Below are 16345 nucleotides of genomic sequence, written 5' to 3'. Positions count from 1 at the left end.
AAAACTGTCTCGTTTCGGCAGAACCGGGCAGAGCTTGGAGTCAGCTCTGGGGCGCTCCGATATTCACCAGCCAGGAAATGCCGAATTTGTCTGTACAGGCGCCGAATTCGTCGCCCCACATCTGCTTCTCGAGCGGAACGCTGACCGTACCTGTTCCCGACAACTGCTCCCAGTACCCGCGCAGCACGTCGCCTTCGTCGCCGCTGAGGCTGACCGTGATGTTGTCGCCGGGGTTGTACGGCATGCCGGGCGGAGTGTCGGCACCCATCAGGGTGTATCCCTGATCGGTTTCGAGCATTCCGTGCATGATCTTGTCGCCGCCTTCACCGGGATTGCCGAACTCACCGAACGTGCTCAGCGCCAGCGTGCCACCAAAGATTTCTTTGTAGAACTCCAACGCCTCACGGGCATTGCCGTTGAAGCTGATGTACGGATTGAGTCGAGTTGCCATGACGTACTCCTAGCTCGTGGGATTGCTGTCACGTTCGATTTCAATCCTTGCAGAACGCTCCGACACGAAACAACGGATCACGGCAGTTCATCGAGTGCGTAAAACGATCGTCATGACCGTTCAAACAACTGTCCTCAGAGTCGATTCCGGGTCTCGGAAGGCAACTCTCCGAACCGTTTCCGGTATGTGGCCGCAAACATACCCAGATTGACGTAGCCCCAGGCGTTGGCGATTTCGGAGACGGTTCTCCCGTCGGAACGCAACAGTTCGCCGCGTACACCCTCCAACCGACGCGCGCGCAATCGTTGCCCCGGCGTGGTGTCTCGGTACCGTCGAAATCCTGCAGTGAGCGCCCGGACACTGACACCCACCGCAGCCGCGATCTCCGATGCCGTCGGCACCGAGCGAGCAAACGTATCGATGTACTCCTCTGCCGATCGCACGTAGGCAGGTTCGGCGGAGGCGACGTCGACGCCGAGTTGCAGCCCGGCCTGCGTCGCCCACTCGTCGAGAAGCTGAGCCGCGATGAGTTCTTGAACCCTGGCACCCAGCCTTTCGCTCGACATCGCCTCAGGCGACTCTGCAATTGCGCGAACGACGTAGTCCATCAATGCCAGCCAACTCGAGCCCCGCCCGCCGATGGTGCACTTGTGCCGCCACAGACGGTCGTCGGGAACCGACCCGAACCATTGCATGGCGTGATCGGCGACAAGCTGATGCGGCACAGTGAGATTCAGCTGCAGATGATCTTCGTCGAATTCGACGAAGTAGTCGGTCCGGCTACAGTCGGCGACAAAGGTCTCCCCCACGGCAGTATTCACCGCAGTTCCTCCGCCGAGGGCATGTCGACCGTTGCCTCTGATAGTCGTCAGAACCAGAATGTTTCCGGCCTCAGGCGAACATTCACCGACGGAGACCGGAATCCCGTAACAGAATCTGGTGACGTCGATCTTGCCGACTGCCGCGGAGTACATGTCCGAAGCCGGCTTCAACCGACTTCCGATCGGCGTGACCGTATACGGCATGTAGATGTTGTCGGACCACTCCTTGATGCGGTCCCAGTCCCGAGAAAAGGCCTGGTGATGCTGCATAGTGGGCCGGCCGGCCGCGTCGATGAGCAAGGCATCCTCGAACATGGTTCGAGTATCGCACCAGGGCCCGGGAAGGTCACGCGAACTGAGATGACGTGATCTCTGGCTGTACGGCGGCGGGTCGTGTTGCAGCAAAAAGCAGCGAATCCACCGCGGTCCCCCGGATCACCATGTGTGCCCTCATTCGCCCCTCCTCCTCCATTCCGATTTTGGTGAGCACCGACGCCGACGCCGAGTTCTCGGGACGACACGTTGCTTGCACTCGCTGCGCTCCGAAGCGAGCAAAGGCGAATTCCAGAACCGCGCGCCCCGCCTCCGACGCATAGCCTCGCCCTTGAAACTTCGGGTCCACGACAAAACCGAGTTCCGCCCGCCTGTGCACGGCGGATACTTCCCACACAGCTACCGAACCGATGACCGTTCCATCGGCCTTCGACGTGATGGCCAGGGTGAACGTGCGACGTTCGACGAGCCCAGCTTCGAGTGCCGCGTCAGCCAGGAATGCCCTGGTCACCGCGGGGGTGTTCGGCCCCCAATCAACATATCTACAGACGGCAGGGTCGGACGCGTACTGATGGACGGCACCTTCATCCGCGGCAGTGAAATCTCGAAGAACAAGGCGTTCCGTAGTCAACGTGAACATCCAGCGATCCTAGAGCGAGCCCAAAAGCACCTCTTGACTCGAACGCATGTTCGAGTATCCTTTGGGGAGGGGATCGGGGGATTCAATGAGTGTCTTGTTGTCGGACGTGGTGTCTGGTTCTGCGGTGGGGTTACGCGGACGTCTGTGGCGGTTGACTGCTGCCGAGTTGCGCGCTGCTGCTGTCGAAGCGAGTGCGGAGATTCTTCGTCTCGAAGCTGTGCGTGTGGCCGTGGTGGACGAGTTGTCGACGCGCCCGGATGATCAGGTGATTGCCAGCCGCGGGGTGGGTGCGTGGTTGGCGGCGAATACGATGCTGCAGGTTCGGGACGGGAAGAAGATCGCCGCCCTGGGTGCAGCTTTGCGGCCGTTTCCGGCGGTGGCTGCTCGGTTCGATGGCGGGGACTGCTCCTTCGAGCATGCGGTGTTGATCGTGGCGTTCTGCGAATCACCACCGAAAGGCATGCCAGACGCCGCGCTCCCTCGCTGTATCGACCTACTGCTTGCGGCTGCGTCGGGCGTGGAAGCGACGACCACGAAAGTGCGGAACGTGATCGCGACCTTGGAGCGAATCTTCGAATCCGATGAAATTCCACCCGCCGAAGACGTCGACCGGAACGAGTTGCGGATCGCGTCGACATTGAACGGTCGGGTGGTGGTGCGTGGGGATTTCGACGCCCTCACCGGAGAAATGCTGCTCTCGGCCCTGTCGAATCTGACGATGCCGACCCCGGCACCGGACGGAACCCCCGATGCCCGGTCGGCGGCGAAACGCACGGCCGACGGGTTCACCGAACTGATCCGCCGCTATCTCGATTGCGCCAAGACCGGAATCGATGGTGGTCAGCGTCCGCACGTGAATGTGCACATCAATGCTCGGGATCTGGCCGAGCATCGGGACTGCGCCGCAACACCCTCCATGGCTGATGGTGGAGTGGCTGTGTCTGATCTTGATGTCGGGCACATGCCCTGGCTCGGACCGCTGTCCGTGTCGCAGACAAGGCTTCTCGGGTGTGATTGTTTCCTGTCGACCGTTCTGCTCGACGATCATGGGGCACCGCTCGATGCGCAACCAGGAAAACGGTTGGTCACCGCCGAACAGCGAGTGGCGTTGATTGCCCGAGACAGAGGCTGCGCGTTCCCGGGCTGCACATGCGTGCCCGCGTGGACTGATGCGCACCATATCCGGCACTGGGCCAACGGTGGCCCGACGGTGATGAACAACCTGGTCCTGCTGTGCCGTTCACATCACCGGTTGATGCACCGAAAATCCGGGTTCGTCGGGAAATGGGAAATCCGGATCGGTGTCGACAACAAGCCCTGGTTCATCCCGCCGCCCTCGATCGACCCCGGACAGCAACCCAGGCCGGCGAACACCACCTTCAAAACCTGAGAGGTCAAACCTCTTTGGCGACAACAGAACACGGACCGAGCACCGCATCGAAGGAGACCTCGATGCGGTGCCAACCGGCCGTGACGCTTGATGAAGCTGTGCCCACGATAATCAGCGAGTCAGCACAAGCCCCGATGTCGGAACGCCCGTTCCCGCAGTCACCAGTACATTCTCGACGGAGTCGACCTGGTTGACCGAAGTACCGCGGATCTGCCGAACACCCTCGGCGATACCGTTCATCCCGTGAATGTATGCCTCGCCGAGCTGTCCACCATGGGTGTTGATCGGAAGCTTGCCGCCGAGTTCGATTGCGCCACCGGCGATGAAGTCCTTGGCCTCTCCCCTGCCACAGAAACCGAGTTCCTCGAGCTGCATCAGAACATAGGGCGTGAAGTGGTCGTAGAAGATCGCCGTCTGCATGTCCGACGGGCGCAGCCCACTTTGTGACCAGAGCTGATCGCCGACAAGGCCCATCTCCGGTAAGCCGGTCAAACCGTCGCGGTAATAGCTGGTCATGATGTATTGATCTGCCCCGCTGCCCTGTGCGGCCGCTGCGATAACGGCTGGGGTGTTCTTCAGATCTTTGGCTCGTTCTGCCGAGGTGACGACGATCGCGATGCCGCCGTCGGACTCCTGGCAGCAATCGAGAAGATGCAAAGGTTCGGCGATGAATCGCGAATTCTGATGGTCCTCGAGGGTAATCGGTTTTCCGTAGAAGAACGCCTTCGGATTGGTGGCTGCATGCTTACGGTCCGCGACGGCGATTCGACCGAAGTCCTCGCTGGACGCTCCGTATACGTGCATGTATCGCTGCGCGACCATCGCGACAAAGGATGCGGGAGTACCCAATCCGTGAGGATAGGAAAAAGCGTTATCCGTGCCCGACGAATTGACCTGCGCCACAAGGCCGGAGTTCACCTGCCCGAAACGGGCACCCGATCGCTCGTTGAACGCGCGGTAAGCGACGACGACGTCTGCGACGCCGGTGGCAACAGCCATGGCGGCCTGCTGAATCGTCGCCGCAGCGGCACCACCACCGTAGTGAATGCGGCTGAAGAACTTGAGGTTCGGAATCCCCACCGAACGAGCTACTGCCACTTCGGTGTTGGTGTCCATGGTGAACGAGGTAAGACCGTCGACGTCGGCGGGTGTCAGACCGGCGTCGTCCAACGCGGCTTGAACAGCCTCGGCGGCCAGTCGCAGTTCACTGCGACCGGAGTCCTTCGAGAAATCCGTGGCTCCGATTCCGACGATCGCTGCCTTGCCGGACAATGCGCTCATTCAATGTCTCCGTTTTCAATGTCTCCATTCGAGCCCGACGCCGGAAATGCCAGTGTGACCTGTGCGGTGATGTGATCTCCCAGGCTGTTCTTGCCGACCACCGCGAGCGACACGAGATCCTCGTCGTAGGAGGTCACCGTTCCGGAGAGCGTCAAGGTGTCGTAGGCGTACCAGGGGACTCCGAGGCGGAGTTTGATCGACGTGAGTACAGCCCGCGGTCCGGCCCAATCGGTCACGAATCGCTGCACCAAGCCGGTGTCGGTGAGGATGTTGACGAAAATGTCTTTCGAGCCGCGTTTCTGTGCGAGATCGCGGTCGTGGTGAACATCTTGAAAATCGCGGGTAGCGAGCGCCGCCGAGACCACAAACGTCGGGTCGCCGTAAATCGAAAGCTGCGGAAGAACCTCTCCCACAGTGATATCCGTCGTCAAAGTCATCGTCACTCCTTCACCGCAGAAACCGCAGACACCGCAGACACAGAAACCGGCTGCCAGGCGTACAGAGTCCAGGGAGTTCCCCCGGTCTCGTCGTCTCCGGGGAAGTCGAGGTAGATCGCCTCCACCTCCATTCCGATCGACACACTCGACGGATCGACGCCGCGCAATTCGCCGAGCATCCGCACACCCTCAGGCAGTTCGACCAGGGCAACGACGAACGGCAACGACCGACCAGGAACCTTGGGGGCGTGGTGAACGACAAAGCTGAAGACCGTTCCCCGACCTGACGCCACCACGTAGTCGGTCTGCTCCGACTTGTGTTTCCAGATCGCGGGCACCGGCGGGTGCTGTACCGACCCGTCCGCACGCAGTTGAATACGTAACTCGTGTGCGGCGACACCGTCCCAGAAGAACTGCGTGTCGAGGGATGCTGTCGGACGCAGCATTCGAGATGCGTCCAGGTCCGCAGGCACGTCAGTGGAGGAACTCTCGCTGACTGGCGGCGCGAACTTCAAGATCCGGAACATCATCTCCGAGACCAGTTCTTCGCCGACCCGCCAGAAGCTGCGAGTAGTGAAGAACCATCCTTCACCAAGACCTGTCTTCTTGGGTCCCACTACGTCTTCCAACACCGAGGAGATGGTGACTTCTTCACCCGGCTTCAAGTAGCGGTGGTAGATCTGATCGCAGTTGGTCGCGACGACGGAGGTGAATCCGGCCTCGTCGAGGATGTCCGTCATCCGGCCCAACGGGTCGTCGGCTTCTCGAATTGCCCCCAGACCGCGCATCGTCCATACCTGCGCCATCGCCGGCGGTGCGACTATTCCGTCGTGTCCGGCGGCGCGGGCGGCCGATTCGTCGACATAGATCGGGTTCTCGTCACCGATCGCCTCGACCCAGTTGCGGATCATCGGCACGTTCACGGGGTCCCGGCCGGCGCGAGGAGCGCTTGGCCCGTCCTCTCGAACCCGCTCGGTAGCAGTGAGAATGGGATCTGACACGATTTGTTTCCTATCTCGGAACGCGGGGAAGCTTCAGGCCGGCGGTAGCGATCAATTCGCGCATCACCTCGTTGACTCCACCGCCGAAGGTGATCACCAGGTTGCGCTTGATCTGCATGTCCAGCCACTCCATGAGATCAGCAGTTTCGGGATCGATCGGATTTCCGTACCGCCCGACGATCTCTTCCGCCAGTCGACCGACCCGCTGGATACGCTCGGTCGCAAACACTTTGGTTGCCGAAGCGTCGGCGATATCCACCGACTCCGAATCACTCGACGCCACTTGCCAGTTGAGCAGTTCGTTGAGGCGGTACGTCGCATGTATTTCGCCGAGCGCGCGCCGTACGTCAACGTGATCGAGCAGGTTTTCACGCTTGGCCCAATCGAAGACGTGGTCGTAAATCCCTGCGACACGACCTGCCGGACCGAGCATGACGCGCTCGTGGTTGAGCTGCGTCGTGATCAAGCGCCAGCCCTGATTCTCCTCACCCACAAGCATGTTCGCCGGAACGCGAACGTCCTCGTAGTAGGTGGCGTTGACGTGATGCGCACCGTCGCAGGTGATGATCGGGGTCCAGGTGTAGCCGGGATCTTTGGTGTCCATGATCAGGATGGAGATGCCGCGGTGCCTTGAATCGGCAGACCCTGTCCGCACGGCGAGCCACACGTAATCGGCGTCATGCCCGCCGGTGGTGAAAATCTTCTGGCCGTTGACGACGTACTCGTCACCATTTCGTGCCGCCGAAGTGCGCAGTGCTGCAAGGTCGGTGCCGGCTTCCGGTTCGGTGTAGCCGATCGCGAAGTGCACTTCACCGGCGAGGATCGCGGGCAGGAATTTCTGCTTCTGCTCCTCGCTGCCGTACTTCTGCAGGGTCGGACCGACGGTCTGCAAAGTCACCGAAGGCAGTGGGACATCCGCCCGCACAGCCTCGTTGACAAAAATCTGCTGCTCGACTTCACCGAACCCACGTCCGCCGAACTCAACCGGCCAGCCGACGCCGAGCCAGCCGTCCTTGCCCATACGACGGATGACCTCGCGATAGGTAGGGCCATGCCGCTCCACGCGCATGATCTTGGCCTCTTCGGGCGAGATCAGCGTCGAGAAGTAGCGTCGAAGTTCAGCTTGCAATGCGCGCTGACTGTCGGTCAGATCGATGAACACCGGGCCCCCACGAGGTCGAGTCGCTGCGAAGCACCGCCGAGCAGGCGTGCCAGGTCTTTTGCAGTCGAGTAGTAACGATGAAGTGGATACGTGACGTCGACGCCCAGACCGCCGTGCAGGTGGTGAAGCACCTGCATCGTGGCAGGCACTTCTTGGGCGATCCAGTACGCCATGACGTCGAGGTCCGACTGGGCGTCCAGGCCCTCCGACACGCGCCAGGACGCCGACAACGCCGCGACGTGAAGGGTCCGAGAGGTGACGTACGCGTCGGCTATCTGTTGTGAGACTGCCTGGAACGTGGCGAGCGGCTTACCGAATTGCTCACGCGAGCCGACATGCGCCGCAGTGAGATCGACGGCACCGGACACCAAACCATCTGCAACGGCTCCGATGCTTGCCGTGGCGATCCGGTACAGCGTCTGGACGGCTTCCTCGCCGGCACCGAGAAGTTCACCGACTGCCTCGTCCATGGTGACTGCGAACTCCGGACTGCCGGACGCACTGGGAGTCGGCGTCAATGCGACGCCGGCGGCGGTCGGATCGACGAGAACGACTCCGGCGTCGGTGGGCACAAGAATTCTGTGTGCGCTCGCCGCGAAGGGAACGGCAAGCACCGTCCCGCTGACGCGATACCAGTCGCCCGACTGCTGCGCGGTGGTCGACGGCTGTGCCGGGAACTGCTGACCCGGCTCACCGAGCGCCGCGGTGAACACCCGTCCGGCGCCGACTCCGGTGAGCAATTCTTCCTGTTGAGCGTCGGTCCCCAGAGCGACTATGGGGAGTACACCGAAGCCGAGGGTTGCGAGAGCCGGAATTGGAGCGGCGGCCCGGCCGACCTCGACGAGGAGGGAACCGACGTCGGCGACGGAGAGTCCCTCGCCGCCCAGACGCTCGGGCAGGGCCAACGTGAGCAGGTCGGCATCGGCGAATGCCGCCCAGAGCGCGTCCGGCTCCAGTTCGCGGGCAAGGAGCGCGGTAGCCACCTCGGCTACCGCTTCCTGGGTTTCATCGGGAGTGAAGTCCACGCTGGCAATCCTGTCTCTGATGTAGAACGTGTTCTAGTTGTATCACCAACGTGGACATTTCTAAAGGCCTCTACTCACGCCGTCTAATCACGGGGCAGGCCCAGAATTCTCTCCGCGGCGACGGTCAACAGAATCTGCGTGGTTCCGCCGGCAATCGACAGGCATCGCGTGTTGAGGAACTCACGCGAAAGCGGGCCCTCCACCCACCCGGCAGTACCACCCAATTCCATGGCGAACTCCGCGACATTCTGACGCTGGCGCACGCCCACCAGCTTGCGGACGCTCGACGCCGGACCCGGATCCTGACCGTCCAATTGCCGCAGTGTCGTGCGCAATTCCAGCAGTGAGCCCACCATGGCGGTTCCGATCAGCCCACCGAGCTTGTCTGCCACCACAGGATCGGGGTCGCCGGCCAGCTCGAGCAATTCCTCCATCGCACCGCCGAGCGAAGAGCCACCGCTCATTGCGACCCGCTCGTTGGCGAGGGTCGTTCGGGCCAGTTTCCAGCCTCCACCGAGCTGGCCGACGACGCACTCGTCCGGGACGAAGACGTCGTCGAGGAAGACTTCGTTGAACAGGGCATCTCCGGTGATCTCGCGCAGCGGCGAGATCCGAATCCCAGCCGTCTTCATGTCGAGAAGGAAGTACGTGATGCCCTTGTGTTTGGGAACCTCGCGATCGGTCCTGGCGAGGCAGATGGCCCAGTCAGCTTCACGCGCAAGCGAAGTCCAGACTTTCTGGCCGTTCAGCTTCCAACCGCCGTCGACCTTTTCCGCGGTCGTGCGCAGTGCCGCAAGATCCGAACCTGCGCCGGGTTCACTGAAGAGCTGGCACCAGGTGATCTCGCCCTTGAGCGTCGGAGTCGCAAATCTTTCGATCTGCTCCGCACTGCCGTGCTCGAGGATGGTCGGCACTGCCCACCAGCCGATCACCAGATCGGGTCGGCCGATACCGACGGCCGCCAATTCCTCTTCGATCAGAATCTGTTGCGCGGCCTTGGCGCCCCGGCCGTACGGCTTGGGCCAGTGCGGCGCAAGGTAGCCCGATTCGGCCAACGCGTTGCGCTGCTCGGATTCGGGCAGCGTCACCAATTGCGCTACCTCTTCGCGAATTTCGGACCGGTCGGATTCGAGCTCACTCAAGTCGATCTGAAGGTGACGCCGTGCGCCGCCGATCGTCAATTCCGCGACGCGTGCGCGCCAATGAGACGATCCGCCCAGAATCTGCCGGAGCGACAGTGCTCGACGAAGGTAGAAGTGCGCCTCGTGCTCCCAGGTGAATCCGATGCCGCCGAGCACTTGAATGCAGTCTTTTGCCGTGTCGACAGCGGCATCCAGAGACACCGCGGCGGCCACTGCTGCGGCGATCGGAAGTTCGTCGCCCGACTCGGCAGCGACTGCACCATCCCAGGCGACGGCTCCGGCATTCTCTACGCGACAGAGCATTTCGGCGCAGATGTGTTTGATCGCCTGGAACGAGCCGATGGGCTTTCCGAATTGTTCGCGAATCTTCGCGTACTCCACCGCAGTACGCAGGCTCCACGCCGCGATTCCGGCAGCTTCGGCTGCCCCCAGTACCGCCGCGAGATCGGAAACCGATCCTGGCGCAATGTCATCGAGGATTCGGTCGGCGTCGACCGTCACTCGATCGAAGGAGACTCGCGCCAGTGGTCGCGACTTGTCGATGGTGTCGACCGCTTCGTAGGTCACGCCTTCGCTGTCTCCGTCGACGAGAGCCCAGACGACACGCGAGCCTTCGTCTTCGGACACGACGCCCGCCGACACGAGTACCGATACGCCCGAATCGCCGCCCCAGGCGTAACCTCCTTCGCCATGAAGCTCGATGCCGCCGGACGCATTCGCCGTTGCCGCAACTGGACTTTCGTCCAATACGACGGCACACGGCAGCGCACCGTCGGCGAGCGTTTCGGACCATCGCTTGGCAGCGGGCGACGAACTACGCCCCACCACCAGAGCTGCGAGTGCAGTCGTGAGAACAGGACCCGGCACGAGTTCGATTGCCGCCTGCTCGAGCATTGCTGCGAGATCGACGATTTCGGCCCCGGCTCCGCCTACCGCTTCGGGAACGGCGACCGAAAATATCCCGAGAGACGCGAACTCGGACCATTTCTCCCGCCACGAAACTGCTGGTCCACGGCGTACCATGTCCATCGGCGTGGCCGAGCGAGCCCAGGCCTCTATCGATTCCTGGACCGCCCGCTGTTCATCGGTCGTGGCGATTGTCACAACTGGTTCCCGCCTCTCGATAAGTGACACAATTGTTTAGAACGTGTTCTAATATGACACCTGGCCAAGAGTCAAGGCGCGAAGGAATTTGTCGATGACCACAACATCCCGATCCCGCTCCAACGCGGTTGCTTCTGCAACGCTCGGGGACGACGATCTCAGCTCCAACGCGCAACGTGAACGCCGCAAGCGGATTCTCGACGCAACACTCGCCTTGGCGTCCAAGGGGGGCTACGAGGCTGTTCAGATGCGCGCCGTGGCCGAGCGTGCCGACGTCGCAGTCGGAACGCTCTATCGCTACTTCCCGTCCAAGGTTCACCTACTGGTGTCCGCCCTGGCACGCGAATTCGAGAAGATCGATTCCAAGGGCAAGATCCCGCCTGGAACCAGTCCGCTCGAGCGGATGCAGCTGATCCTCAGCCTCATCACCCGCGCGATGCAGCGCGATCCGCTCCTCACCGAAGCGATGACTCGCGCGTTCATGTTCGCCGACGCCTCCGCAGCGGCCGAGGTCGATCAGGTGGGCCAGTTGATGGACCGCCTCTTCGCACGAGCGATGACCGAAGAGGAGCCAACCGAAGAGCAGTTGGCGATCGCGCGCGTGATCTCCGATGTGTGGCTGTCCAATTTGGTGGCATGGCTCACGCGACGCTCTTCGGCTACCGATGTCGCCAATCGACTGGAATTGACGGTTGAACTGCTGCTCGGTGACGGAACTCGGAAACCCGAATAGACATCCTTTGTCGCATCTGTCATTTTTGCACTGATCGGCCGGAAACGTATCGAGCCAGGAGTCGCTGCATCACCTAGATTTGAAGAGGTGAGCGCACAAGATCTGTCCATCGAACTCCGCCGAGCGCTGTCAGGCGTGGCACGCACGCCGCGTCTGCTCGTAGCCTCCGACTACGACGGGACGATGGCACCCATCGTCGCCAACCCGGACAAGGCGTATCCCCGGGCGGAAACGGTGCGTGCGCTTCGCTCTCTCGCCAGCCTCGCGTCGACGACGGCTGCCGTGATCTCGGGCCGCGCCCTCAAGGATCTGGCTGCGCTGTCCCGACTTCCCGCCGAAGTGCAATTGGTCGGCAGCCACGGCTCCGAGTTCGACATCGGATTCGTTCACGCGATCGACGCCGACGCCAGGAAACTGCTCGACGAGATCGTCACCGAGTTGGGCCGAATCGCCGCCGACACCCCTGGGGCAACGGTGGAGAAGAAGCCCGCCAGCGTTGCACTGCACGTACGCAACACCAGTGCCGACGACGCCGAGAAGGCGCTCATCGCCGTCCGCACCGAATCGGCACTCTGGCCAGGCGTTCAGGTCACCGAGGGCAAATCGGTGGTCGAGTTGGCTGTCATCGCCACCGACAAGGGGCACGCACTCGACTTGATTCGCCATCAGGACGGCGCAACCGCTGCCGTCTTCATCGGCGACGACGTGACCGACGAAAAGGCGTTCAGCAGGCTTCAGGGGCCGGACATCGGAATCAAGGTCGGCAGCGGGGACACCGTCGCCGACTATCGCGTCGACAGCACCGAGGACGTCGCTGCTGCTCTGGCGTTCCTGCTCGACGAGCGTCGTACGTGGCTTTCCGGCGCCGACGCTCCGCCCATCGAGCGGCTCTCGATGCTCGCCAGTCCGCGCACCGTCGCTTTGGTGACCCCGGATGCGACGCTGACCTGGTTGTGTCACCCGGAACCGGATTCAGCGGCCGTCTTCGCACACCTTCTCGGCGGAACCGGGGCCGGCCACTTCTCGGTCGGGCCTCGACGCACAGCCTTGCCGCTGAGCCAGAAGTACATCGACAGCACGATGACAGTTCAGACCCGCTGGGCGAGCCTGTCCGTCACCGACTACCTCCCCCACGACGTCCCACAGGGACGAACCGACCTGACCCGCATCATTTCCGGTCAGGCCGACGCGATCGTCTCGTTTGCACCCCGTCCCGAGTTCGGCCAGGGTCAGGTCACGCTCGAGGTCGTCGACGAGGGCATTCGGGTCCTCGGCACCAACGAGCCGTACGTGCTCCGCTCCCCCGGTGTGCTGTGGAACATCGCCACCGACGGAAACCAGCAGACCGCCCACGCCATCGTCGAGCCGTCCAAGGGTGACGTCGTCCTCGAATTGCGCTGCGGAACAGAAGAAATCGGCCCGTCCGACGTTCCGGAGCTCGAGCGTCGAGCGACCTCGGAGGCCTACTGGTCCGATTGGGCCAAGACGCTCGAACTCCCGAAGCTGAAGCCGGACTTGATGAAACGCTCTGCACTGACCTTGCGCGGGCTGGTCCACGCCGATTCCGGTTCCATCATGGCTGCCGCGACGACGTCCCTGCCGGAAGAGATCGGCGGAGTCCGCAACTGGGACTACCGCTATTGCTGGTTGCGCGACGCCGCCCTCACCGCAACAGCTCTCGTGAGCGTCGGATCCACCGACGAGGCCGAGAACTACCTGGACTGGGTCCACCGCGTGCTCGAAACACTGCCGGGACCCGAGCGCCTGCACCCCCTCTACACGCTCTACGGGACTTCGCTACCGCCAGAGGCCGTCATCGATTCACTCCCCGGATACGCCGGCTCCCGGCCGGTCCGCGTCGGAAACGCCGCGAATCAGCAGGTTCAACTGGACGTGTTCGGCCCGATCGTCGAGCTCATCGTCGAACTGGCGAATGCACGCGAAAAGGCCGGTGATCCCGATCCTTTGAGCGACCGCGACTGGGAACTGGTGTGCGCCATGGTCGAAGCAGTGCAGCGGCGCTGGTTCGAACCCGATCACGGCATATGGGAAATTCGCGACAACCCGCGCCACCACGTCTATTCCAAGGTTATGGGCTGGGTCACCGTCGACCGCGCCGTCGATCTTGCGACCCGCTTTTCTCGCGAGGCCCTGCCCGAGTGGGCGGAACTGCGTGACCAGATCGCCGACGAAGTACGACACAAAGGCTGGAAGGACGACGTCCAGTCGTACACCGCGGCCTACGACGGTACCGATCTCGACGCGGCGACTCTGCACATCGGACTGTCGGGGCTGATCGATCCGACGGATCCGCGCTTTGCTGCAACCGTCGTAGCCACCGAGGCCGAACTACGCAGCGGCTCAACGGTATACCGCTACCATCACGACGACGGCCTGCCCGGCATAGAAGGTGGATTCCATCTCTGTGCCGCCTGGCTCGTCGAGGCATACCTACTGATCGGGCAACGCCTGCAAGCAGAGGCGCTGTTCGACCAGTTGGTCGCGGCAGCGGGTCCCACCGGACTGCTCGCGGAGGAGTACGACCCCATCGCGGAACGCTCACTGGGCAACCACCCCCAGGCGTACAGCCATCTGGGCTTGTTGCGCTGCGCCCAACTCCTGGCGTGAGCGCTACCCCTTGATCCGACCTGATGTTCGCCCGGCCAGTAGTTCGGTGTCGAGCATCTCGACTATCGGAACGCCGGATCCGGACGGCGACATCAGGAGCGCACCGGCGCGCCGGCCCTTCTCTTCCTGGGGCTGGCGCACCGTTGTCAGTGATTCGCGCAGCGCCTCGTCGACGCCGTCGAATCCGGTGATCGACAGTTGGCCAGGTACATCGATGCCCTGCCAGCGCGCCCAGTCCAAGGCGCCGAGAGCCAGCACGTCGGTGGTGCAGACCAGTGCGGTGATCTCGGGGTTGGTCGCGAGAGCTTCCGCCGCCGCCGAGTGCCCGGACTGCGATGTGTGGACGTACCGCTCGATCACGGTGAGTGAGAGTGGGTCCATGTCGGCCGCCACCATCGCGTCGCGCACTCCTTCGATCCGCTCACGCTGGACGTGGAAGTGTGGGGACTTGAGTCGTTCCTGGCTGACGACGCCGTCCATCCGGTCGCGCCCCAGCCTCATGCAGAGCACGCCGATGTCACGGTGTCCGAGACCGATGAGGTAGTCGGCGACCTTGCGCATGGCAGCGCGGTCGTCGATGCCCACGAGGGATGCACCGGGAATCTCGCGCGGCTGGTCGCAGACGACGATCGGAATGTGACGCTCGAGCACGGCAGCAAGATACGGATCGTCGTCGGCCACGGAGTAGACGACAAAGCCGTCGACGCCCGCCTGCTGGACCACGGCTGCAGCATCCACCTCGTCGCGGCCGGGCCCGGCCGGGATGAGCAGCAAGCCCTGGCCGGCGTCCTCACACGATTCCGAGAGACCGGCAAGGAAGCTCATGGCGGCCGGGTCACGGAACGAATAACTGAGTGCTTCGGTGAGCAGAAGACCGACGGCACCGGCTTTGCGAGTTCGCAAGGAGCGGGCGACCGGATCAGGTCCGGGGTATCCGCGTCGCTTGGCCGCTTGGAGCACTCGATCCCGCAGCTCGACGGAGAGCTGATCGGGTCGGTTGTACGCGTTCGAGACTGTAGTTCTCGACACATTGAGCTCGGCGGCAAGCGACGCCAAAGTGGCTTGACGGCGTGGCTGACGGGACCGGGGCATAAACGGACGTTAGCCGTAGTGCCCGCAGACGGCGCGTTGGGGCTGAACCGAAGGTGAACTACCAGCGACTATGCGCTAATGTGTAACGGTAACGGTTTCCAATAGCATTTAGCCCAGCCTTTGTTCAGGAGAAAAGCACGTGCGTTCGTCGTCGAAATTCCGCACCGCCACCGCCCTCGCGGCCGTCTCGGTCGCCGCAGCATTCGCGCTCACCGCGTGCAGCTCAACCTCCTCGAAGGACGACGGCATCACCGTCGTCGCATCGACGAACGTGTGGGGCGACGTCGCGCAGGCCGTCGCCGGCGACAAGCTGACCGTGACGTCGATCATCAACGAGCCGTCCGCGGACCCGCACTCGTTCGAAGCGACTCCCGCCGATGCCGCCAAGATCACCGACGCATCGCTCGTCGTCTACAACGGCGGCGGCTACGACCAGTTCATCACCGACGTCCTCGACGCGGGCAAGGGTGAGCAGAAGACGGTCAACGCCTACAACCTGCTCGACGGCGGCATCCACGCCGGCGAAACCGCGGGCGAATCGCATGACGGTCACACCCACGGCGCAGTCAACGAACACGTCTGGTTCGACATCCCGACCGTCGACGCCGTCGCACATTCGGTGGCCGATCAGCTGAGCGCTCTCGATCCGGACAACGCGGCGACCTACGAGGACAACGCGAAGGCATACAGCCAGAAGCTCGCCGGCGTCACAGCGATCACCGATTCCATCGCCGCTGCCCACGCAGGCGCACCGGTGGCTCAGACCGAGCCGATCGCGCACTACCTCCTGGTCGCAGCTGAACTGAAGGACGCAACTCCCGAGGAGTTCACCAGCGCCATCGAAGACGGCAACGATCCGTCACCGGCCGCAATCGCCGCAACCCGCCAACTCCTCTCGGAGAAGCAGGCCCGCGCATTGGTCTACAACATCCAGACACAGGACAAAGTGACCCAGGACATGCGCACCACCGCCGAAACCGCCGGAGTGCCCGTCGTCGAGGTTACGGAGACTCTCCCCGAGGGCCTGGACTACATTCAGTGGCAGACGCAGACCGCGGAGTCGCTCGCAAACGCCCTCTCTGCCCAGTAATTATTTGCCCCACCATTTCCGAGAAGAACCGATCGGCTTGTGACAGAAACTTCCGCGAATACTCCTGTGCCCCCT

14 protein-coding genes are annotated in these 16345 nt (G+C 62.7%); 4 read left to right on the top strand and 10 right to left on the bottom strand.

All coding sequences use genetic code 11. The annotated features are described in order from the left end of the window. Positions 1–40 precede the first annotated feature (40 nt). From EHW12_RS03725 to EHW12_RS03715, 3 genes are all read right to left on the bottom strand, one after another. Positions 41–451 carry a VOC family protein gene (locus EHW12_RS03725; protein ID WP_007734029.1) on the bottom strand — a complete coding sequence of 137 codons (411 nt, stop codon included), beginning with the start codon at positions 449–451 and terminating at the stop codon, positions 41–43. A gap of 134 nt (positions 452–585) precedes the next feature. Continuing rightward, positions 586–1587: a helix-turn-helix domain-containing protein gene (locus EHW12_RS03720; RefSeq protein WP_007734026.1), complete on the bottom strand. Its 1002-nt coding sequence runs from the start codon at positions 1585–1587 to the stop codon at positions 586–588. Between the two features lie 31 nt (positions 1588–1618). Beyond that, positions 1619–2185: a GNAT family N-acetyltransferase gene (locus EHW12_RS03715; RefSeq protein WP_125050300.1), complete on the bottom strand. Its 567-nt coding sequence runs from the start codon at positions 2183–2185 to the stop codon at positions 1619–1621. 85 nt (positions 2186–2270) lie between these two features. Here EHW12_RS03715 and EHW12_RS03710 point away from each other — a divergent pair, with 85 nt between their 5' ends. After that, the gene (locus EHW12_RS03710) at positions 2271–3575 is read left to right on the top strand and encodes an HNH endonuclease signature motif containing protein (protein WP_125050299.1); all 1305 of its coding nucleotides are present in this window, start codon (positions 2271–2273) and stop codon (positions 3573–3575) included. Between the two features lie 111 nt (positions 3576–3686). Here the strand turns inward: EHW12_RS03710 and EHW12_RS03705 are convergent, their stop codons facing one another. The 6 genes from EHW12_RS03705 to EHW12_RS03680 form a co-directional block, all read right to left on the bottom strand. After that, on the bottom strand, positions 3687–4856 hold the full coding sequence (locus EHW12_RS03705; protein ID WP_003945661.1) for a lipid-transfer protein: 1170 nt from the start codon (positions 4854–4856) through the stop codon (positions 3687–3689). Next, positions 4853–5293: a MaoC family dehydratase gene (locus EHW12_RS03700; protein ID WP_020968404.1), complete on the bottom strand. Its 441-nt coding sequence runs from the start codon at positions 5291–5293 to the stop codon at positions 4853–4855. The genes EHW12_RS03705 and EHW12_RS03700 overlap by 4 nt, the downstream gene beginning before the upstream one ends. Positions 5294–5295: 2 nt before the next feature. Continuing rightward, positions 5296–6297 carry a bifunctional MaoC family dehydratase N-terminal/OB-fold nucleic acid binding domain-containing protein gene (locus tag EHW12_RS03695; RefSeq protein ID WP_164490611.1) on the bottom strand — a complete coding sequence of 334 codons (1002 nt, stop codon included), beginning with the start codon at positions 6295–6297 and terminating at the stop codon, positions 5296–5298. A 7-nt stretch (positions 6298–6304) separates the two neighbouring features. Then, complete coding sequence (locus EHW12_RS03690) at positions 6305–7456, bottom strand: acyl-CoA dehydrogenase family protein (RefSeq protein ID WP_058227266.1); 1152 nt, start codon at positions 7454–7456, stop codon at positions 6305–6307. Further along, positions 7441–8481 (bottom strand): acyl-CoA dehydrogenase family protein, encoded by a 1041-nt coding sequence (locus tag EHW12_RS03685; protein WP_042920532.1) that lies wholly within the window; start codon positions 8479–8481, stop codon positions 7441–7443. The genes EHW12_RS03690 and EHW12_RS03685 overlap by 16 nt, the downstream gene beginning before the upstream one ends. Before the next feature lie 83 nt (positions 8482–8564). Further along, positions 8565–10727: an acyl-CoA dehydrogenase gene (locus EHW12_RS03680; protein ID WP_007734000.1), complete on the bottom strand. Its 2163-nt coding sequence runs from the start codon at positions 10725–10727 to the stop codon at positions 8565–8567. 94 nt (positions 10728–10821) lie between these two features. Between EHW12_RS03680 and kstR the strand changes: the two genes are divergently transcribed. Together kstR and otsB are read left to right on the top strand one after the other, a co-directional pair. Continuing rightward, positions 10822–11460, top strand: a complete 639-nt coding sequence (gene kstR / locus EHW12_RS03675) for a cholesterol catabolism transcriptional regulator KstR (protein ID WP_003945752.1) — start codon at positions 10822–10824, stop codon at positions 11458–11460. 87 nt (positions 11461–11547) lie between these two features. Continuing rightward, positions 11548–14088, top strand: coding sequence for a trehalose-phosphatase (otsB, locus tag EHW12_RS03670; protein WP_003945932.1), 2541 nt, complete (start codon positions 11548–11550; stop codon positions 14086–14088). 3 nt (positions 14089–14091) lie between these two features. Here otsB and EHW12_RS03665 read toward each other — a convergent pair whose 3' ends face one another. After that, positions 14092–15180, bottom strand: a complete 1089-nt coding sequence (locus tag EHW12_RS03665; protein ID WP_003945452.1) for a LacI family DNA-binding transcriptional regulator — start codon at positions 15178–15180, stop codon at positions 14092–14094. Between the two features lie 139 nt (positions 15181–15319). On the opposite strand from EHW12_RS03665, the gene EHW12_RS03660 reads away from it, so the two are divergent. Beyond that, positions 15320–16270, top strand: coding sequence for a zinc ABC transporter substrate-binding protein (locus EHW12_RS03660; RefSeq protein ID WP_042920537.1), 951 nt, complete (start codon positions 15320–15322; stop codon positions 16268–16270). Positions 16271–16345 lie beyond the last annotated feature (75 nt).

Source organism: Rhodococcus sp. NJ-530 (assembly GCF_003860625.1).
In the GTDB taxonomy this organism is placed as follows: domain Bacteria; phylum Actinomycetota; class Actinomycetes; order Mycobacteriales; family Mycobacteriaceae; genus Rhodococcus_F; species Rhodococcus_F qingshengii.
This window is presented reverse-complemented; position numbering and strand designations above follow the sequence as displayed.